The following is an 18,785-nucleotide window of genomic DNA, read 5'->3' as shown; positions in this document are numbered from 1 at the left end:
TGAGTTCGGTCTCGAACTCATCGCCCTGGCTGGGCCAGCTACCGGCAGCTGACGTTCGCGTGGCGCACCGCGAAGTGGAAGCGGCGACGTCTGTCAGCAAGCAAGCCGTCGGCACGGGAACCAAGATCCGTGCCACAGCGAAACAATGAACGTTTCCACCATGCCCCCAAAGGACCCATTCCGCGACCAGACTGACAACGAGTCGGACAGTGGCGGTCGAGGGGCCTCGAAAATATGACGCGCACCCACGCGGCCAAAGCCCCGTTCGCTGACTGGAGCTGTCGGCTCCGGTGGTGGGGTGTAACCGTCAGCAGGGAGAACAGCAACCGCTACACGACAGATCATGAAACCGTGCGTCGAGTGCGCAAGCGCGCCCAACGCAGGGCACGGCCCAAGGCGAGGTCGTGGTGGCCAGGCTGGTAATGAAGCCGAGGGATCGTTGCGACCAGTCGCCGCATGAGTCGGCTCCTCCCCCCGTCCTCGACGAAGACCGACCCGCGGGCACGTCAGCCCTGGCCGGCGCCGCTCGCGCGCTAGCGGGCTCCCGCAGCGGGGACCTGCTGGAAGGGTTTCCGACTGAGAACTGGGCATCCCCGTGACGTCCCGGCCCTGCCCCTAGGCCGGCACACGACCCGGGAAATCGTTCGTTTCCTTCTCGAGGGCGCCCCTGGTCGTCTCGCTCGCCCCGCGTCACTCGCCACGGAGGGGGAACCCGGAGATGAGCCCTGAGGGGGGAACTCCCTGAGGAACTACCGTCATGATCAAGAAGCTGCACGACGTGGGCCTGCGCAGCGAGCACGCCTACACCGCCGCCGTCGCCTCCATCGGACTCTCCGTGCTCACCTGGGCCGCCTCCCTGCGCGCCGAACCCGGCGCAGGACTCGACCGTGCCGACCGCTGGGGCATCTACGTCGGTGAGTGGGCGCCCACATTCTTCGGCCTCGGCCTCGCCCTGTCACACTACGAGCAGGAAGAAGGCTCGCTGATGGGGAAGGCTCACACGGATGGAGAGCGAAGGCAGCAGATGACAGGCACTGCGTAGCAGGCCCCCTCGGCCACACCAAAACCGAGGCGGTAGGGGGCCGGTCGCCGCGGCGCCATGTGTGGCCGACTCGAACCGGCGACCTCGGACTCACAAGGACGCGCTGCCTTGACCGGCTGGCGAACGGGCACGCTGCCGCGCGGTACGGCTGGGTACGGCGCTAGCGTTGTGGGAGTGCCCCGCCGCGGGAAAAAGCCAAGTGTTGCCGCGACTTGAGCTTGTGTCGATACGCCAACCCGGACAGCCGGGCAGGGGACTCACTGCATCTTTCGCCGAATGGCGGGCAGGGCGGCCGTCGAGTCTCTGCCCCATCTGACGCACTTGACGCCGCTGCGGGTGACGCTGGTGGCAGCTGCGGCACGAGCGGGAGCGGGAATGCCGGGCCCGCGCGGATGTGCACTGCCCCCTTTCCGGACCCGGCAGGGAGTTGACACATGGCTGTACGGCACCAGCTGATCCGCCGCAGTCCCGAAGCGGTGTGGGCGGTGCTGGCGGACGGTACCCGCTACGGTGACTGGGCCGTCGGTACCTCGCAGACCCATCCCACCGACGCAACATGGCCCCGGACCGGATCACGCATCGCCTATACAGTGGAACTCGGCCCGTGGAAGGGCAGCGGAGAGACCATCGCCCGGCGCAGCGAGCCACCGCACATCCTGGAACTGGAGGCCATCAGCGGATGGCTCGGCACTGCCAGGATCGCCCTCGAACTGCGCCCGTGGGGCGAGAACACCATGGTGATCTGCGACGAGCATCCGCTGCGCGGGATCGCCGGGAAGCTACACAACGCGGTGGTGGACGCTCTGATGCAACTACGCCACCGCAGCATGCTCAGTCGGCTCGCCGAAGTGGTCGAACGTCACGAGCCTCCGGGACAGTGTGAACGCGGCCACGACACGTGCCCTCCGACGGAGCGGTAGCCGGTCGGCCGGGAGCAGCCGAATCGCTGGTAGACGTCGGTGGGCGGCAAGGCTCTGGCGCAAACCGTCCGTGGAAGGCCTGACTCACCTGGGCGTCAACGGCCACTGGCCCGCACGGGTGCGCGCACGGCCAGATCTCCGACCCTGGCATCCGCCAGCGCTCGGGCCACATCGGCGAGCGCGCTGGTGTCACCGGCCGCAGAGCCGCGCCCCGTTGTCTTCTCCACGGCTCCGCAATGCAGCCCCCGACCTGCGGGCCCGGCATGGCTTCTCCCCTCTGTTGATCATGATCTGAGGGGTGGCGTCACCGGGCGCCGGAGGCACCGGTAAGCCGCTGATAAGGGCAGGACCGCAGATTCGTCGGCAGGCTCTTCATAAGGCAAGGAAAGTCTTCGACAAGCGACTGCCCAACAGCGAACCCAAGCTCCGCGAGCTCTTCGACAAGCTCCAGTCCAACCACGGCACCGTGCTCGTGGTGGTCGACCAGCCCGCCTCCATCGGCGCCCTGCCCCTCGCGGTCGCCCGTGACACACGCTGCCAGGTGGCCTGTCTGCCAGGGCTGACGGTGCGGCGGATCGCCGACCTCTACCCCGGCGAGGCCAAGGCCGACGCCCACGACGCTCACGTGATCGCGGTCGCAGCCCGCGCCCCGGATGTGGACACTGCGGGTGCCGATACATCATCCGCGCAGCTCAGGCGGCGTGCTGGTATGCGTGGAGGGTCCCGCCGAGTCGGTCTCGTCGGCTGACTTCCAGGTGGGCGAGTTGGGCTTGTTGGGTGATGGGTTCGGGTAGTGGGCGGCAGGGCGCGGCCTGCTCCAGGGCTCTGTGCGGGCGGTGCTCGTTGTAGAAGGATTCGTACTCGCGCAGGGCGTGGAGGAGGTGGCTCTGGTTCCAGATCAGGGTCCGGTCCAGGAGTTCGGTGCGGCAGGTCTTTATCCAGCGCTCCATGAGCGAGTTCATCCGGGGTATCCGAATGCCGGTGGTGACGACCGTGAGACCAGCATCGGTCATCAGGGCGTCGAAGGCGGCTGTGAACTTGGAATCGCGGTCGCGGATGAGGAACTTCACCTTGCTGCCCGTGTCCTCGAGGTCCATGAGGAGGTTGCGTCCGAGCTGCACGATCCAGTCCGCGGTGGGGTGTGCCGTGGCGCCGAGGACCCGGATGCGCCTGGTGGTGTGCTCGATGACGGCGAAGACGTACAGGCGCGCCCCCGTCAGCGTGCGGACTTCGAACAGATCGCAGGAGAGAAGAGCCTCGGCCTGGCTGCGGAGAAAGTCGGCCCAGGTGGTGCTCTGCCGTTCGGGTACGGGTGAGATGCCGTGCTCGCGGAGTATCTCCCAGACCGTGGAGGCGGCGACCTTGATCCCCAGCACCGCGAGTTCGCCGTGGATCCTGCGATACCCCCACGAGGCATTCTCCCTGGCCAGACGCAGGACCAGGGCACGGATCGAGCGGATGGTGCGGGGGCGTCCGCGTCGCCTGGGTACGCAGGTCGCGGCATGGCGCCGCCTCAGCAGCTCACGATGCCAGCGCAACACCGTCTCGGGGCGGACCAGCAGCAGAAGGTGCCGCAGTCTGTCTTTGGGCAGGTGGTGTAGAAGGCCGACAAGGATGGCACGGTCGCTGTCGGTGAAGCTCAGCTTGCCGACCTGACGCTGCAGGACCAGCAGTTGGTGCCGGAGGACGAGGATCTCGATGTCCTTGTCTCGGTCGCTCATCGGCAGGAGGCGTAGGAACGCCAGGGCGTTGGTCGTGGCGAGGTAGGTGAGGCGCAGGAGCACGACAGATCATGATGCCGCCGGGACCCGTGCGGGTGAAGCGCATGGGGCGAATGACAAGGAGAGCCGAAGATCCGTGATCAGGCTCCCGACCTGCGTGGATGATTTATCGGCACCCGCACAGTCGCAGCAGCACGGTCGATCATCATGACGCGTCGACTACCGGCTACGCGAGAGCGCCTACTCGAGCGACGAGACCGACGACCGCCAGTCCAGGTGCAGGCTTCCGACCAGGGCGGATGACATTCTCGGCAAGCGCAACACCAGCAATGGATTTCTGAACGGCACACGATCGAATGTGTTCGCCCGCGGATCAGCATGGAGGAAGGCCGCCGCTTGCAGCGGATCAGCCGGACGGCGAAGGACCCGGTGCGGCTGCGGTGGGCGATCGTGGTGCTGATGTCCGCCCAGGACCAGACGGCCAAGGACACTACCTCGCTGATGCAGGAGCGTTGAGTTACCAGTTGCTTGGTCGGGGCCGTCGTTGGGCGGCTGCACTCCTCATCCGGGTTCAGAGACGTGTTGCAACGCGGATGAGGTCGGCAACTGGACGAAGGCGGCTGTGCGGCGGCCAGGCGATCACCGTTGTCACGGGCGGAGCGTCCAGGACCGGCACGGCGGCGAGGTCTCGGCGCAGGTCGGCGCCGGCTGACTCGGGGATGACCGCGGTGCTGCGGCCGAGCGCGATCAGCTGGAAGAGCTGTGTCAGGTTCCGTACCTCTGCGCCAGGTCCTTCTGGGTAGCTGCCGCCGGGGCCGGGCCAGCGGGCCATCGGGAGCTTTGGCAGTGTGGTGACCTCGTCCATCCGGACCTGGGAGCGGCTGGCGAGCGGGTGTGAGGCCGGCAGGATCGCGACCTGCCCCTCGGTGTACAGGGTTTCGGTGTCGAGCCCGACTGCTGAGTCGAAGGGCAGGTGGAGCAGAGCCACGTCGGCTTGCCCGTCCTGCAGCAGCCGCTGGTGCTGGTGTGCCTCGCAGAGCAGCAGATCGACGGTGGCTGCGCCGGGTTCCGCGGCGTAGGCGTCGAGCAACTTTGTCAGCAGCTCGCCGACGGTGCCGGATTTGACGGCGAGGACGAGGCTGGGATGTGCTGTCGCGGCCCGTTGGGTACGCCGCTCAGCTGCGGTCACTGCGCTGAGGATCGCTCGTCCTTCGGCCAGCAGCACGGCTCCGGCCTCGGTGAGCGTGACGTTGCGGCTGTTGCGTTCCAGCAGTGCGATTCCGAGCCGCCGTTCGAGCTGGGTGATCGTGCGCGACAGCGGCGGCTGGGCTATCCCCAGGCGCTGGGCAGCCTTGCCGAAGTGCAGCTCCTCGGCGACGGCGACGAAGTACCGCAGCTCGCGTATTTCCATGAGCCCAGGCTAATGACGGGCAGACGGCTGATCGATATCGCTCGGGTATGGCTGCACTACCGAGATGGTGTTGGTGCCCGGCTGCGGCGCAGGCATGCTCGCTGTCATGAGCGAGAAGACGATCGCGCTGGTCACCGGCGCGAACAAGGGAATCGGGTATGAGATCGCGGCCGGGCTGGGTGCGCGGGGCTGGAGTGTCGGTGTCGGCGCCCGGGACGAGCAGCGCCTGGAGGACGCCGTGGCGAAGTTGCGCGCGGCTGGTGCCGACGCGTTCGGCGTACCCCTGGACGTGACCGACAGCGCGAGCGTGACCGCCTCAGTCCAACTGATCGAGGAGCGTGCAGGACGGCTCGACGTACTGGTCAACAACGCCGGCATTGCCGGCGGCTGGCCGGAGGAACCCACCACCATCGACCTCGAGACCGTACGGCGACTGGTGGAGACCAACGTCATCGGCGTCATCAGGGTCACCAACGCGATGCTGCCGTTGCTGCGCCGTTCGGCGCACCCGCGGATCATCAACCAGTCCAGCCACGTCGGCTCCCTGACACTGCAGACCACACCCGGCGTCGACCTCGGGGGGATCAGCGGGGCCTACGCGCCGACAAAGACCTACCTCAACGCCGTCACCATCCAGTACGCCAAGGAGCTGAGCGGCACCAACATCCTGATCAACAACGCCTGCCCCGGTTACGTGGCCACCGACCTCAACGGATTCAGCGGGACCCAGACCCCCGAACAGGGCGCGGCGATCGCCATCCGACTGGCGACCCTGCCGGACGACGGTCCGACCGGCCAGCTCTTCGACGACAACGGGGTCGTGCCCTGGTGACCTGACCTTCGGATGCGTTCCCCGTCGATCGCAGACCGCGGCCGCCCGTCGGCCCCACGTGCACCCCTGAGGGACCGTGTCGGGACGCACCAGCAGCCGCACTCCGCGAAGCACGTCCATGGGGAGCCGGTGCAGCAGCGCCGCCAGAAATGCCCGGTCGCTCGGCGCGAACCGCACCCGTTCCTTGCCGAGTTGGCGTTCCAGCACCATGATCTGGTGGCGCAAGGCGAGTATCTCGACAGTCTTGTCTCGATCGCCCACCGGCAGCAGGCGCAGCATGGCGAACGCATTCGCCACGCCCAAGCAGGCCAGTCGCAACAGCGCGGTCGATCATCTTGCCGCAGTGAGCTCCAGCCTCGCGAGAGCGCGCGCTCGGGCGACCTCAACGGTCGACCTTCGGTACACCGCGCGCACCGCATCCCACCAGGGCGGATGATATTTTCGGCAAGCGCAGGCCTTGCTGGTCTCTCCGCGGTCGGTCCTTCGCTGGCACGCACGGCTCATCGCATAGAAGTGGACCTACCCATCCCGTCGCCCCGGCCGACCACCCAAACCAGAGGCCCTGCGGCAACTGGTCGTGCGCTTGGCGCGGGAGAACCCTGGATGGGGATACCGCCGCGTCCACGGAGAGCTCCTCGGCCTGGGGCACAACGTCGCCGCCTCCACCGTCTGGTCCATTCTGAAGCAAGCAGGGATCAACCCGTCGCCGCAGCGCGTCGACCGCTCCTGGGCCGCTTTCCTCAAAGCCCAGTCCTCCGCGATCGTAGCCACCGATCTGTTCCACATCGACACGGTCTTCCTGCGGCGTTGGTTCGTGCTGTTCTTCATCAACCACGGCACCCGCCGTGTGCACATCGCCGGCATCACCCGACACCCGACCAGCCTTTGGATCACCCAGCACCCGCAACTACCTCATGGACCTCGGCGACCACGCCAAGTCGATCAAGTTCCTCATCCGGGACCGCGGGGCCTACTTCACCGACAGCTTCGACGCTGTCTTCCAGGCGATCGGCGTGCACGTCCTCCCCACACTGCCCCGGGTACCGCGGATGAACGCCATCGCGGAACGCTGGATCGGATCATGCCGACGCGAGGCGACCGACCGCATCCTGATCACGGGAGAGCGCCACCTACGCCTCGTCGTCAGTGAGTACGCGAAGCACTACAACCAACACCGGCCACACCGATCCCTCGGACAACGGGCGCCGGACCTACTCACCGAGCCCGGACCACCCACCACCACCGACAACACTCGCGTCCATCGACACGATCGACTCGGCGGCCTCATCCACGAATACACGCAGGTCGCATAGGGTGACACGATTTCCGGCACCCACACACGCCATACTTCGCGGCCCGCCGCAGGATCTCCCGCTCGAGCTCGAGTTCCTTCACCCGCGCCCGCAGCTGCCTATTCTCCTTTCTCCATCGCGCTGGCCTCACCGGCCCCAGGCCGGGCAGCCTGTTCGGCATCCCGCACCCACGTGCGCAGCGTCTCGTGGTTGACACCCAGGTCCTTGGCTACCGACGCGTACGTCCCGCCCGGGGTGACCCGGTACAACGCGACGGCATCGGCCCGGAACTCAGGCGAATACTTCGACGTCCCCCAACGGGAACTCCTGTCCTATGGATCATCACGATCCAATGATCAGGGTGTCCACGATCAAGGGCTAATCCCCCTTGCCCAGCGGGGAGGGCTGCCCCCGACCCAAGACGGGACCGCACCCGCTCCTTCCTCCTGGTTCGTAGCACACGGCTCGAAACCGGTTACGTCAGTGGTATGGCGTTGTAACAGTCTCGGCGGAGGCTCATGGCGCACCTCCGGTCTCCTCAGTAACTCGCACCCCCCACGTGACCGGGTTGACCGAACGACCGCTCCCCGGCCGGCGCGCGCCCCGGGGTGCGGATGAGGAGGAATTGATGGCTGCAGAGCAGTCCCCGGCATCCCGCCGTAACTTCCTGAGATCCGTCGGCGTCGCGGGTGGCGCCGGAGTGCTGTACTCGGCGATGGGCGCACTCGGGCTCGCCCCGGTGCCAGACGTGCGGGCGGATGAGTACCGGGCGCCCCAGCGAAGCGACTTCGCGCTCACCGGGCGCGGCGGCAAGAAGGTGCTCGTGCTCGGCGGCGGCATAGCCGGCCTGGCGACGGCGTACGAGCTGGGCAAAGCCGGTTACGACTGCCGGATCCTGGAGGCGAAGGACCGCCCCGGGGGCCGCAACTGGACGGTCCGCGGCGGCACGATGCTGACCGACCTCGACGGGCGTACGCAGACGGCGTCGTTCACCAAGGGCCAGTACATGAACGCGGGCCCGGCCCGGCTGCCGCAGTCCCACGTCACTCTTGAGTACTGTCGCGAACTCGGCGTCGAACTCCAGGTGTTCACCAACCAGAACGCCAACGCGTACATCTACCACGAGAGCAGTGCCGCCCTCGCGGGCAAGCCCATGCGCTGGCGCACGGCGAAGGCCGACGTCTACGGCTACCTCTCCGAGCTGCTCGCCAAGGCCACCGACCAAGGCGCCCTGGACGCACAGCTCACCGCGCAGGACAAGGAACGACTGATCGCGTTTCTGCAGAGCTTCGGCGCCATCAAGGGCAAAGCCGACGGATACGCCTACACCGGCACCGACCGGCGAGGCTACTCCATCGAGCCGGGCGCGGCCTTCGAGGACGGCACGGTCCTTGGCCCGGTGCCGACGCTGTCGGACGTCATCGCCAGCGGCGTGGGGCAGCGCTTCGCCTTCGAACTCGGCTACGACCAGGCCATGCTGATGTTCCAGCCGGTGGGCGGCATGGACGCGATCCCGTACGCCCTGGCCAAGGCGATCGGCCAGAACCGCATCACCTATGGCGCCAAGGTGCTGGAGGTCAAGGACCTGCCGGACGGTGCCGAGGTCACGTACAAGGGCGTCGGCGGCCGTACCCGCACCCAGCGCGCCGACTTCGTTGTCGCGGCCATGCCGCCCATGGTCATGGCCCGCCTCAAGCACAACCTGGGGACCGACATCACCGCGGCGCTGAAGGACGCCATCCCGACCCCCGTCGGCAAGATCGGGCTCGAATACCGCAGCCGATGGTGGGAGACGGACGAGCACATCTACGGTGGCATCACGCCGACCGACACCGACCTGGCCACCATCTGGTACCCCTCCTACGGCTACCAAGGCCGCCGCGGCACGCTCATCGGCTACTACAACTTCGGTGCCAACGCCGTCGCGTACAGCGATCTGCCTCACGCCCAGCGCCTTGCGCGGGCGGTGAGCCGGGGCGTGAAGATCCACGGCGACAAGTACCGCACCGAACTCGATCACTCCTTCAGCGTGGCCTGGCACCGCACGCCTCATATCGAGGCCGGCTGGGTGGGCTGGCCCTCGCAGACCGGTCCCGAGTACAAGCTGCTCAACCAGCCCGCCGGGCACGTCTACTTCGCTGGCGACTGGCTCAGCCATGTCATCGCCTGGCAGCACGGCGCGTTCACCTCGGCCCGCAAGGTCGTGACCGACATCCACGAAAGGGTGATGGCCGTATGAAGCGACGTACGAAGGTTGTGATCGGTACAGCCCTGACCGCCTCGCTCCTCACCGGCGGCACCGCGCTCGCCGAGGGCAAAGGCTGGTGGCCCGGGCCCAAAGAGGTCCGCGTCATGCTGCCCGAGAGCCAGTCCAACCCGGCCATCGCCACCGGAGTGGCGACCGGCGGTGAGGTAGCGATCTACCAGAGCAGCGGCCTCGGCCCGACCGCGCTCAACCCGTCCGCGCCGGTCGGCTCACCCGAGCTCTACACCGACCCGGCCCTCACTCAGGGCGCCACGGGAGTTACGGTCACCGAGGCCCAGGCACTGGTCGTCCTGCGCAACATCAAGACCAACCTCGAAGCGGCGGGCCTGACCCTGGCCGACGTCATCACCATGAAGTGCTACCTGATGAAACCGCCCGGCGTCGAGACCGCCGACTACGCGGGATGGAACCGCGCGTACCGCCAGTACTTCGCCAACATCGACCTCACCTCGAAGGAGGTCGTCCCGGTCCCGATGGGCATCTCCGCCCCCAAGGCACCGCTGGTCGCCAACAAGGCCCGTCCCGCGCGCGCCACGATGGAGGTCGCGTCGCTGGCCGTCAAGGGCTGGATGGTGGAGGTCGAGGTCACCGCCGCGTACAAGGCGCGCTGACCGGCACAGACCCGCGGGGCAACTGCCAGCGAGGGGCCGGGCCCGTAACCGGGCCCGGCCCCGAAGCGACGCTGCCCCTACCGGGCGGCGCCCCCGGTCAGTCGTCCCTACCTTCTTGATCGGGATGATCAAGGCCACTTGTAGGGTCTGGAGGCCCAGAGACGCCGGGTATGGCTTTCGTAGGGTTGCCCGCGATGGTTCAGCCAACCTGGCCGCCCGGTGTCTCACGACGGCCTGACTGCTGATTAGGAGACGCGAGTACCTCGTCGTACATCGCTGAGTAGGACCACGCTGGCAAGGTCGTCCGGAAGGGACGCGGCGCGACAGCACCCGTTTGCCCTCCGCGTCCAGGACCACGCAATGGTGGTGCGTCTTGCCGATGTCCGTACCCGCCCAGATCTGGGCCAAGCCGCGGCCGCACTACTTGCCGGCGAAGCACAGCGACCTCATGACGAAGCGCGTGGATCTCGGCGTTGTTCGCGGCGGTCGACCGGCCCAGCAAAAGAAGACAGCCCAGGAGCCGACAGAAGATCAAGTAGAGCAGTCGCAGACCCACAATCAATGATCATTCCCATACATGGACGATCACAAAGCCCCAGGTCAACGACCGTACGGCAATAAAGACACCCTTCAGGCATGTCGCGCTCGGGCTGGGCGCGCACCACTGCACCGGCCATGCGCTGGCCGACATCGAACTGAACGTCGCCTACACCACGCTGTTCCGCCGCCTGCCCGATCTGCGGCTCGCCGTCGACTTCGCGAAGGTGCCGTTCAAGTTCGACGAAAACCTCGTCGGCGTGCACGCGTTGCCGGTCACCTGGGGCTCGGGAGCGAAACACCGGGATTAGACAAGCAGCGTGCCCAGGGTGACCAGCCGATGACGACGCAAAGCGCACGGCAGCTGCCGTGCGTGAGCGGAGAGCACGGCACGATCGGCCCACGAGAGCCGCGGGCGCTCGACCTGCCGACGCAGCACAGCGACCTCATGGCGGAGAGCGAGGATCTCGACGTTGTTCGCGGCGGTCGATCAGCCCAGCAAGAGGAGGCAGCCCAGTAGTCGGCAGAAGATCAGGTAGACCAGTCGCAGACCCACGATCAACGATCGTGCCCATACTTGGGCGATCACAAAACCCCAGGTCAACCACCCTATGGCAATAAAGACACCGTTCAGGCCGCGAACAGCGTCTCATCAGCGGTGTTCGCTGTTCCGCCACCCTGCGGCCGTGCCCGTTGCTGCGGGATCAGCGGCTCGGCGATCTCCCACAAGCCGTCCGGTACGATCCAGCTCCACGTTCCCCGCCCCATGCCGGATCAACGTCCGCCTCACCGCGTAGGACATGGTCTTACCAGCCGTTCATCAGTGGGGCCTCGCTCACGCGAGGCCCCACGACGGGATCAGACGGTGAGGACGAGCTTGCCCTGGAGGTGACCGGCGTCGAGCAGCCGGTGCGCGTCGGCGACGCGCTCGAACGGGAACGTCTCCTGCACGTGGACCCGGAGCCTGCCCTGTTCGATGAGTTCGACGAGACCTCGCAGGGCGACCGGATCGGGGTCGACCGCAATGCCGCTGAAGCGCATACCGGCCGCCTCGTACTTGGCGGCGAGCTCCGAATCCTCCTCGGCAACCGCCGTCACCAGGTGACCGCCTGGGCGGAGCACGTCGAGCGACCGCTCGACGGTGTCGCCGCCGATCGTGTCGAGCACGACGTCGATGTCGCGGACCGCCTCGGTGAAGTCGACCGCCGTGTAGTCGATCACCTCGTCGGCGCCAAACCCCTCGACGAACTTCCGCTTGCTCCCGCCGGCGGTCGCGATCACATGCGCGCCGAGCGCTTTCGCGATCTGGATCGCAACGTGGCCGACCCCGCCACCACCACCGTGGACCAGGACGCGGTCGCCCTCGCTCACGCCGCCGAGGTCGACGAGGCCCTGCCACGCCGTCAGCCCGACGACCGGCAGCGCCGACGCCTCGACGTGCGAGAGCGACGCCGGCTTGCGTGCCAGGTGCAACGCCGGCGCCGACACGACCTCGGCGTACGCGCTCGCCGCCCGCGGGAACAGCGGCATCCCGAACACCTCGTCGCCGGGCCTGAACCGCCACGTCCCCGGCGCCTCCTCGACCACGCCGCTGATGTCCCAGCCGAGGATGAACGGCGGATGGCCGATCAGCGGGAACTCGCCGGCGCGCAGGCGCGCCTCCAGCGGGTTCAGCCCGATCGCCTTGACGCGGACGAGAACCTCGGTCGGGAGGGGCCGGGGCTCGGGCGCGTCCACGATGGTGAGCACCTCGGGACCGCCGAGCGTCTGCTGGGTGATGACTCGCATGACTCTCCTGGCTTTGGAGGGGGAGAGAACCCAGGCTAGGTTTCCGATAGGAACCAGCAGGTACCTTTGGCGCAGGTACCTTTGGCGCCATGAGCGGTTTCGGTCCCGGTGATCCCTTTCTCGCCGACTGTCCGGCGCGTCTGGCGGTCGAGCTGATCGCCGACAAGTGGACGGTGGTCGTGCTCTACGGCCTCAGCGAGGGCCCGGTGCGCCATGGCGAGCTGATCGAGCTGATCGGCGGCATCTCCCGCAAGATGCTCACCCAGACGCTCCGACGGCTCGAGGCGCACGGACTCATCCGCCGCCACGCCTACGCCGAGGCGCCGCCCCGCGTCGAGTACGAGCTCACCCCGCTCGGGGCGACGCTGATCGATCCGATCCACATGCTGACCGAGTGGGCGAGGGTGAACGGCGACGCAGTGCTCGATGCGCTCGACGCCGATCCCGAGCCGGTCGCCCATAGCGACTGAGGCCCCCGCCAGGGCACTGAGTATCCTCTTGGCCGCCACTCGGTATCGGCCCGGCCGCGCTCGGTCTGCAGGCTCTCGATGCGTTGGACGATCTGCCACATCGGGGTGGTGGTCCTGGCCACGACCACGAGCGTCTCACCGGTCTCACCCCAAGTGCGGCGCACGAGGTCAAGCGCGTGGTCCACGGCGGACGCGACATCTCCGTCGGCGCCCGAACGCAGCCAGGTGCGCAGTCCGTAGTTGTGCGCGGCGAGGACGCTCACGGCGATGGGTACCGCCACACGACAGCCTTCTTTAGGCCGTGTCCTACGTGGTGAGGCGGACGTTGATCCGGTATGGGGCGGGGAACGTGGAGCTGGATCGTACCGGACGGCTTGTGGGACCCGATGAGACGCTGTTCGCGGCCATCATCTACGTACTGGTCAGCGGGTGCGCCTGGCGGGCCCTGCCGCCGTGCTTCGGCGTCTCGAAGTCAACCGCCCACCGCCGGTTTCTGATCTGGTCCAGAGCTGGTGGTGGGACCCGTACGTGACCGCCAAGTGCCCAGCATGATCAGTCCTCGTGCTGGTACGACTTGTCTACCTGATCGTCACGCGAATCTTCGCGTGGCTGTTCCTGATGACTCGATCCTCTGCGGCCAAGAATGCGGAGATACTGATCCTGCGGCACGAGCTCGCGGTTCTGCGTCGGCAGGTCGCCTCGCCCAAGCCCGGCTGGCCGGACCGTGCACTGCTCGCCGCCCTGGCCCGACTGCTCCCCCACACCATCAGCCTCCAGCGCCTCTACGCGCTATTCGTCATGGAGGTACGCACCCACACCGTCCACATCCTCGGCGTCACCGCCCACCCAACCGCCGCCTGGGCCGCCCAGCAGGCCCGGCAGTTTCTGAGGCAACTCGGAGATCGAGCCTCGGAATTCACTCACCTCATCCGCGACCGGGACGCGAAATTCACCGCCGCTTGCGATGCCGTGATGCGCTCGGCGGCGCCGAGTATGGCCACTCATCCCGATCCCCTGCCGAACTCCGAGACCGTGAGCAGCGAATCCCTGGTGGACCGCAAGGGATACAGCGAGCGCTTCCTGGGACCGACCGTACCGCTGCCCTTGCCCCGCCGACCCAGGCACCGAGACGGTGATCCTCCCTGATCACTTCGGCGTGACGACCCTGGGGCCCTCACGCCGTACTGGTCCGTCCGTGACGGCACGCTCCGCAGCGTGTCCGCACCGCCCGAACAGCCATGCCCGGTGGTACCAGTAGCCGCCGGTGTGCGGGGTGATGTGGTGGTGGGTGGCGAGCCACACCTGTGTCCGGTGCCCGGCCACCAGATCGTCCGGGGCGCCGGCGCCGCCCATGCGGGTGGGCACCCACCCGGGGTCGACCGCGTGGCTGGAGGTTCCCTCCCACCAGGAGGCGAGCGCCAGGGCGAGGGTGGACCCACAGCTTGCAGGAGATGAGGGCGCGGCGGGTGGCCGGGACCAGCTCCCGGACACCCGCCGCACACGCCCTCGGATCGGCCTGCCCCGCGTGCACGGGCGGGGAGGCAGGTGTCAGAGGGTGAGGAGGACCTTGGTGGCGCGTCGCTCGTCCATGGCCTTGTAGCCTTCGGCGGCCTGCTCCAGGGGCAGGGTGAGGTCGAAGACCTTGCCGGGGTCGATCTTGCGGTCCCAGATGAGCTGGATCAGCTCGGGCAGGAACCGGCGGACGGGGGCTGGGCCTCCTTCCATGTGGATGCCGGCGAGGAACAGCTCGAAGCCGGGGATGTGGACGTCGTAGTTGACGCCGACGAAGCCCATGTGGCCGCCGGGGCGGGTGGCGCCGATCGCCTGCATGGTCGACTCGTGGGTGCCGACGGCCTCGACGACCGAGTGCGCGCCCAGCCCGCCCGTGAGCTCCTTGATCTTTGCCACGCCCGCCTCGCCGCGCTCTTCAACGATGTCGGTGGCGCCGTAGTAGCGGGCCAGCTTCTGCCGCTGGGGGTGGCGGGACATCGCGATGATCCGCTCGGCGCCGAGCTGCTTGGCGGCCAGGATCGCCATCAGGCCGACCGCGCCGTCGCCGACGACCGCGACGGTCTTGCCGGGGCCGGCTTCGGCGGCGACGGCGCCGTACCAGCCGGTGCCGAGCACGTCGGAGGCGGCCAGCAGCGAGGGGATCAGCTCGGGGTCGGGCTGTCCCGGGGTGGCCACGAGGGTGCCGTCCGCGTACGGGATGCGCGCCTTCTCGGCCTGGGTTCCTATCGTCCCTGCCACGAACTCGCGGTGCACGCAGCCGGACTGGTAGCCCGCCTGGCAGATCTCGCAGGTGTTGTCGGAGATGACGAATGACCCGACGATGAAGTCGCCGACCTTGACGGTCTTCACCTCGGAGCCGACCTCTTCCACGACGCCGATGTACTCGTGGCCCATGGCCGTGTGGTCTGCGGGCTCGATCCCACGGTACGGCCAGAGGTCGGAGCCGCAGATGCAGGTCGCGGTCAGGCGGACGATCGCGTCGGTGGGCTCGATGATCTTCGGGTCCTCGCGGTCCTCGACCCGGACGTCGCCGGCCGTGTGCATCACTACTCCACGCATGGTGGTTCTCCTTGTTTCGTGTTCCTGCCGCCTCGGGCGCCGGTGTGTGATCAGGAAGCATGGCTTCCTGCGGCATGGGCGGAAATGCTCCGCTGTGGCGTCATGGCAACGCCTGCGTCCTGGCCGCCGCCGGTGCCCTAGCCGAGGGCTGGCTTGATGCGGCGGCGCTGGACGAGTGCAATGGTGATCGTGGGGATGAGGGTCAGCGCGGCGACGGCGGCACCGACCGTGGCGGGACCGGCGGCCTGGAGGGTGGAGTCAAGGGCTAGCCCGGCGATCCACGAACCGGCCGCGGTGCCGAGGTTGAACGCCGACACGGTCAGAGCGGAGCCCAGCGTGGGGGCCCGGCCCGCGAAGCGGACGCCCAAGGCGATCAGGACCGGGGTACCGGTGAACCCGAAGAGCCCGAGCAGGGCGACCAGCACCACCGTGGGCACGGCGAAGCCCGACAGCAGGCCGAGCGCCGGCAGGACCACCGTGGCTGACGCCGCCGCCATGATCGTTGTTGCGTACGGGCGGATGTCGCCCAGACGGCCGCCGACGAGGAAGCCCGCCAGGGCACCGGCGCCGAATCCGACGAGCACCAGCGGCACAAGCCCGGCGGCGATGCCCGCCCGGTCGGTCAGCAGCGGGGCGATGTAGGTGTACGTGCCCAGCACGCCGGCGTTCGTGGTGGCGCAGGCCGCCAGCACCAGCCAGAGCCGGCCGGACCGCAGCGCGGACAGCTCGGACCGGATCGACACCGCCTGCCCGCCGCGGGTCTCATCCGGGACCCAGCGGATGATCAGCGCCACCGCGCCTGCTCCGAGACTCGCCAGGGCCCAGAAGGGTCCGCGCCAGCCCATCAGCTGTCCGGCGAACGCGCCGAGCGGAACGCCGACGACGTTGGCGAGCATGGCGCCGGAACCGACCACCCCCACGGCGCGCGAGCTCGCGGCCGGGCCGGCGGCGCGGGTGGCCACCACGTTGGCCACCGCCCAGAACGCCCCGGTCGCCAGCGCGGTGAGGAACCGCGCCGCGAGCAGCAGCCCGAAGCTGTCACCGACCGCGGCGATCACGTGCCCCGCGGCGAAGACACCCAAGGCCAGCACCAGCGTCCACCGGGCGGGCAGCCGCAGCGTCAGCATCGACATCAGCGGCGCGCCGACGATCATCCCGACCGCGAACACCGTGATCGCCAGCCCTGCCCGGGCCACGCTCACCTCAAGGTCACCCGCGATCTCCGGCAGCAGACCCGCCACCACGAACTCGCTCGTGCCCATCAGGAACGTGCCCAGGGCCAGCACATAGACGACGAAGGGAAGCCGGCACGACGAAGACGGTGGATCTTCGACGCGTACGGCGCCGGGGGCGTGGAGGGTCGCTCCTCGCATCGTGATGCTCCAAGAGTCGTGACTGCGGGGTGTGGATTCCAGAGAACTGGCATCCGCGCAGGTCAGGAAGGTCCCGTTTATAGGGGGGACAAGCTCCACCTCCCTTCCTGACGCACCGCGCCTACCGTGGAGGACATGGACAAGCGACCCGACAACCGCTCCGACATCCGGGACTTCCTCGCCGGCCGACGCGCCAGGATCACCCCGGAGCAGGCCGGGCTGCCCACCAGCGGCCGACGCCGCGTCCCCGGCCTGCGGCGCGAGGAAGTCGCCGTCCTCGCCGGAGTCAGCACCGAGTGGTACACACGGCTGGAGAAAGGCAACATCAACGGCGTCTCCGAAGACGTCCTCGACGCCGTCGCCCGCGCACTCCACCTCGACGAGGACGAACGCACCTACCTCTTCGACCTCGCCCGAGCCGCCCAACCGCCCAGCCGCACACCCCGCCGCCGCAAAGCCGTCGACGTCCCGCCCCGCGTCCAGTGGCTGCTCGACTCCATGACCCTGTCCGCAGCCCTCGTCACCAACGGCCGCCTCGACATCGTCGCCACCAACGCACTCGCCCGCGCCCTCTTCTCGCCCATGTTCGACAGCCAGACCGTGGACGACCGCGGCCGCCCCAGCTTCGCCCGCTACTACTTCCTCGACCCCGGCTCACACCACTTCGTCGCCGACTGGGACCAGGCCGCCACCACTACCGCCGCCCTGCTACGCGCCGAAGCCGGCCGCTACCCGAACGACAAGGCCCTGCGCGAACTCATCGGAGAGCTGTCCACCGTGAGCACGGAGTTCCGCACCCGATGGGCCGCCCACGATGTCCGCATCCACCACGGCGGCGTCAAAGCCTTCCACCACCCCGCCGCCGGCCCCCTGGAACTCACCTACCAGCCGCTGGACCTGCCCCTCTCCTCTCGCGAGGCCCACTCCCTGACCATCTACTCCGCCGAACCCGGCTCCCCCGACGAAGACCGACTCAAGCTCCTCGCCAGCCTGGCAGCCACCCCCGCCAGCCCCCGGACATCACCCGCCACCCGCGCCGGCCGCCACGACAGGACGGCCGATACCAGCGACTCGCCCCAGTGACGCCGGGCACGCCAGCCTGCCCGTAGAGTCACCGCGGCAGACCTGACGTGGACTGGGCGGGATGCCAGTCTCAGGGCGGGCGTGGAGGCGGGAGGACGTAGGCGTGGGGGATCTGGGACGTGAAGAGGGACGAAGCGCGTACGCGGTGGACGTTCACGCCGCCAGAGAGCATCGGTCCGCTCCGGCTTGGAATGAGCCCGGCCGAGGTTGCCGCCGCGCTCAATGACCCCCGTTCCCAGATCGACGGGTTCCCTCCAGGGCAGGAGAACTTCTCCGACGTGGGCGTGAGCGTGTACTACGCCTCCGGGAAGCTGGCGTGCGTCGCCGTCGACGCGCGGGTCGGCCCGCAGATCGTCCTGGCGGGCGTTGCGCTGACCGGACGGGTCCCCTCGGAGACGGAGGCATGGCTCTGCGGCTACGTCGAGGAGCACGGGCTGGACCTGCGGTACACCCACGAGGGCACCCCGGGTTCAGCAGAACTCGGCCTCCTCCTCCGCGTGCAGCGGGCGGGCGACATCCTGCTTACCCGACCGCTCGTCCTGCTGGGCGAGTGGTTGGAGAACTCGTGGGACTGCCTGCCCAGCTCGGAGTGGATGTCCCACTGAGTCCGGCCGGGCGGCGACCCCGGCTTGAGGTCACGAGAATGAGCGCCGCAGGTTCGGCTGGGTCAGGGAGCAATGTCGGGGTCGATACCCTGATCACCTGGGCCGCGATCACCCTCATGACCAGGCGCCTGGCCCGGAAAGGCGCCACCCCCAGCTGGCCGAGGAAACCGGCACCGGCCGGCTGAGTCCTACCCGGCGGACTCCGGTCCATCGGGCCGGACTTGGAGTTGAAGAACATCGCAACGCACACCGGCGCCAAGGAT

General features: G+C 68.3%; 17 protein-coding genes and 5 pseudogenes. 12 read left to right on the top strand and 10 right to left on the bottom strand.

The window, feature by feature from the left end; genetic code table 11:
• The first annotated feature begins 757 nt into the window (after positions 1-757).
• From ACH4S9_RS15200 to ACH4S9_RS15190, 3 genes and pseudogenes are all read left to right on the top strand, one after another.
• A complete protein-coding gene (locus ACH4S9_RS15200) occupies positions 758-1,042 on the top strand; it encodes a hypothetical protein (protein WP_311729316.1) in 285 nt (94 codons plus the stop codon).
• A 434-nt stretch (positions 1,043-1,476) separates the two neighbouring features.
• Complete coding sequence (locus ACH4S9_RS15195) at positions 1,477-1,962, top strand: SRPBCC family protein (RefSeq protein WP_385346854.1); 486 nt, start codon at positions 1,477-1,479, stop codon at positions 1,960-1,962.
• 382 nt (positions 1,963-2,344) lie between these two features.
• Positions 2,345-2,626, top strand: a pseudogene (locus ACH4S9_RS15190) (transposase); the annotation flags it as partial.
• 28 nt (positions 2,627-2,654) lie between these two features.
• On the opposite strand, the gene ACH4S9_RS15185 reads toward ACH4S9_RS15190, so the two are convergent.
• Together ACH4S9_RS15185 and ACH4S9_RS15180 are read right to left on the bottom strand one after the other, a co-directional pair.
• Positions 2,655-3,746 (bottom strand): integrase core domain-containing protein, encoded by a 1,092-nt coding sequence (locus ACH4S9_RS15185; protein WP_398372129.1) that lies wholly within the window; start codon positions 3,744-3,746, stop codon positions 2,655-2,657.
• A 508-nt stretch (positions 3,747-4,254) separates the two neighbouring features.
• Positions 4,255-5,094 (bottom strand): LysR family transcriptional regulator, encoded by an 840-nt coding sequence (locus tag ACH4S9_RS15180; protein ID WP_398372127.1) that lies wholly within the window; start codon positions 5,092-5,094, stop codon positions 4,255-4,257.
• A gap of 94 nt (positions 5,095-5,188) precedes the next feature.
• Between ACH4S9_RS15180 and ACH4S9_RS15175 the strand changes: the two genes are divergently transcribed.
• Positions 5,189-5,926, top strand: coding sequence for an SDR family oxidoreductase (locus tag ACH4S9_RS15175; RefSeq protein WP_398372984.1), 738 nt, complete (start codon positions 5,189-5,191; stop codon positions 5,924-5,926).
• Positions 5,927-5,998: 72 nt separating this feature from the next.
• Here ACH4S9_RS15175 and ACH4S9_RS15170 read toward each other — a convergent pair.
• Positions 5,999-6,205 (bottom strand): annotated as a pseudogene (locus ACH4S9_RS15170) (integrase); the annotation flags it as partial.
• A gap of 635 nt (positions 6,206-6,840) precedes the next feature.
• Here ACH4S9_RS15170 and ACH4S9_RS15165 point away from each other — a divergent pair.
• On the top strand, positions 6,841-7,239 hold the full coding sequence (locus ACH4S9_RS15165; RefSeq protein ID WP_398372125.1) for an integrase core domain-containing protein: 399 nt from the start codon (positions 6,841-6,843) through the stop codon (positions 7,237-7,239).
• A 31-nt stretch (positions 7,240-7,270) separates the two neighbouring features.
• Here ACH4S9_RS15165 and ACH4S9_RS15160 read toward each other — a convergent pair.
• Positions 7,271-7,487 (bottom strand): annotated as a pseudogene (locus ACH4S9_RS15160) (transposase); the annotation flags it as partial.
• 359 nt (positions 7,488-7,846) lie between these two features.
• On the opposite strand from ACH4S9_RS15160, the gene ACH4S9_RS15155 reads away from it, so the two are divergent.
• Together ACH4S9_RS15155 and ACH4S9_RS15150 are read left to right on the top strand one after the other, a co-directional pair.
• Positions 7,847-9,457, top strand: coding sequence for a flavin monoamine oxidase family protein (locus ACH4S9_RS15155; protein ID WP_398372123.1), 1,611 nt, complete (start codon positions 7,847-7,849; stop codon positions 9,455-9,457).
• Entirely contained in the window at positions 9,454-10,095 is a 642-nt protein-coding gene (locus ACH4S9_RS15150) for a Rid family hydrolase (RefSeq protein ID WP_385346866.1), read from the top strand. Before ACH4S9_RS15155 ends, ACH4S9_RS15150 begins: the two co-directional genes overlap by 4 nt.
• A gap of 446 nt (positions 10,096-10,541) precedes the next feature.
• On the opposite strand, the gene ACH4S9_RS15145 is transcribed toward ACH4S9_RS15150, so the two are convergent.
• The 3 genes and pseudogenes from ACH4S9_RS15145 to ACH4S9_RS15135 form a co-directional block, all read right to left on the bottom strand.
• A complete protein-coding gene (locus tag ACH4S9_RS15145) occupies positions 10,542-10,898 on the bottom strand; it encodes a hypothetical protein (RefSeq protein ID WP_385346868.1) in 357 nt (118 codons plus the stop codon).
• Between the two features lie 367 nt (positions 10,899-11,265).
• Positions 11,266-11,400: pseudogene (locus ACH4S9_RS15140) on the bottom strand (IS5/IS1182 family transposase); the annotation flags it as partial.
• 90 nt (positions 11,401-11,490) lie between these two features.
• Positions 11,491-12,420 carry an NADP-dependent oxidoreductase gene (locus tag ACH4S9_RS15135; RefSeq protein ID WP_385346870.1) on the bottom strand — a complete coding sequence of 310 codons (930 nt, stop codon included), beginning with the start codon at positions 12,418-12,420 and terminating at the stop codon, positions 11,491-11,493.
• 89 nt (positions 12,421-12,509) lie between these two features.
• Here ACH4S9_RS15135 and ACH4S9_RS15130 point away from each other — a divergent pair, with 89 nt between their 5' ends.
• From ACH4S9_RS15130 to ACH4S9_RS15120, 3 genes and pseudogenes are all read left to right on the top strand, one after another.
• On the top strand, positions 12,510-12,890 hold the full coding sequence (locus ACH4S9_RS15130; protein WP_385346872.1) for a winged helix-turn-helix transcriptional regulator: 381 nt from the start codon (positions 12,510-12,512) through the stop codon (positions 12,888-12,890).
• Positions 12,891-13,225: 335 nt separating this feature from the next.
• Positions 13,226-13,404: pseudogene (locus ACH4S9_RS15125) on the top strand (transposase); the annotation flags it as partial.
• Between the two features lie 47 nt (positions 13,405-13,451).
• Entirely contained in the window at positions 13,452-14,036 is a 585-nt protein-coding gene (locus ACH4S9_RS15120; protein WP_385346874.1) for a hypothetical protein, read from the top strand.
• Here the strand turns inward: ACH4S9_RS15120 and ACH4S9_RS15115 are convergent, their stop codons facing one another.
• The 3 genes from ACH4S9_RS15115 to ACH4S9_RS15105 form a co-directional block, all read right to left on the bottom strand.
• Positions 14,037-14,255, bottom strand: a complete 219-nt coding sequence (locus ACH4S9_RS15115) for a hypothetical protein (RefSeq protein ID WP_385346876.1) — start codon at positions 14,253-14,255, stop codon at positions 14,037-14,039.
• A gap of 183 nt (positions 14,256-14,438) precedes the next feature.
• Positions 14,439-15,461, bottom strand: a complete 1,023-nt coding sequence (locus ACH4S9_RS15110; RefSeq protein WP_385346878.1) for a zinc-dependent alcohol dehydrogenase family protein — start codon at positions 15,459-15,461, stop codon at positions 14,439-14,441.
• 137 nt (positions 15,462-15,598) lie between these two features.
• The gene (locus tag ACH4S9_RS15105; protein WP_385346880.1) at positions 15,599-16,834 is read right to left on the bottom strand and encodes an MFS transporter; all 1,236 of its coding nucleotides are present in this window, start codon (positions 16,832-16,834) and stop codon (positions 15,599-15,601) included.
• Between the two features lie 135 nt (positions 16,835-16,969).
• Here ACH4S9_RS15105 and ACH4S9_RS15100 point away from each other — a divergent pair, with 135 nt between their 5' ends.
• Both ACH4S9_RS15100 and ACH4S9_RS15095 read left to right on the top strand, forming a co-directional pair.
• Positions 16,970-17,917 (top strand): helix-turn-helix domain-containing protein, encoded by a 948-nt coding sequence (locus ACH4S9_RS15100; RefSeq protein ID WP_385346882.1) that lies wholly within the window; start codon positions 16,970-16,972, stop codon positions 17,915-17,917.
• 191 nt (positions 17,918-18,108) lie between these two features.
• Positions 18,109-18,522, top strand: a complete 414-nt coding sequence (locus ACH4S9_RS15095) for a hypothetical protein (RefSeq protein WP_398372118.1) — start codon at positions 18,109-18,111, stop codon at positions 18,520-18,522.
• The last annotated feature ends 263 nt before the right edge of the window (positions 18,523-18,785 follow it).

The organism is Streptomyces sp. NPDC021225 (assembly GCF_044332865.1).
Taxonomy (GTDB): Bacteria; Actinomycetota; Actinomycetes; order Streptomycetales; family Streptomycetaceae; genus Streptomyces.
The sequence above is the reverse complement of the archived record's forward strand: the minus strand, read 5'-3'. Positions and strand labels throughout refer to the sequence as shown.

Coding starts and splice junctions, on each gene's coding strand:
- ACH4S9_RS15200 (WP_311729316.1), top strand. CDS start 758: ATGATCAAGAAGCTGCACGACGTGGGCCTGCGCAGCGAGCACGCCTAC.
- ACH4S9_RS15195 (WP_385346854.1), top strand. CDS start 1,477: ATGGCTGTACGGCACCAGCTGATCCGCCGCAGTCCCGAAGCGGTGTGG.
- ACH4S9_RS15180 (WP_398372127.1), bottom strand. CDS start 5,094: ATGGAAATACGCGAGCTGCGGTACTTCGTCGCCGTCGCCGAGGAGCTG.
- ACH4S9_RS15175 (WP_398372984.1), top strand. CDS start 5,189: ATGCTCGCTGTCATGAGCGAGAAGACGATCGCGCTGGTCACCGGCGCG.
- ACH4S9_RS15165 (WP_398372125.1), top strand. CDS start 6,841: ATGGACCTCGGCGACCACGCCAAGTCGATCAAGTTCCTCATCCGGGAC.
- ACH4S9_RS15155 (WP_398372123.1), top strand. CDS start 7,847: ATGGCTGCAGAGCAGTCCCCGGCATCCCGCCGTAACTTCCTGAGATCC.
- ACH4S9_RS15150 (WP_385346866.1), top strand. CDS start 9,454: ATGAAGCGACGTACGAAGGTTGTGATCGGTACAGCCCTGACCGCCTCG.
- ACH4S9_RS15135 (WP_385346870.1), bottom strand. CDS start 12,420: ATGCGAGTCATCACCCAGCAGACGCTCGGCGGTCCCGAGGTGCTCACC.
- ACH4S9_RS15130 (WP_385346872.1), top strand. CDS start 12,510: ATGAGCGGTTTCGGTCCCGGTGATCCCTTTCTCGCCGACTGTCCGGCG.
- ACH4S9_RS15110 (WP_385346878.1), bottom strand. CDS start 15,461: ATGCGTGGAGTAGTGATGCACACGGCCGGCGACGTCCGGGTCGAGGAC.
- ACH4S9_RS15105 (WP_385346880.1), bottom strand. CDS start 16,834: ATGCGAGGAGCGACCCTCCACGCCCCCGGCGCCGTACGCGTCGAAGAT.
- ACH4S9_RS15100 (WP_385346882.1), top strand. CDS start 16,970: ATGGACAAGCGACCCGACAACCGCTCCGACATCCGGGACTTCCTCGCC.
- ACH4S9_RS15095 (WP_398372118.1), top strand. CDS start 18,109: ATGAGCCCGGCCGAGGTTGCCGCCGCGCTCAATGACCCCCGTTCCCAG.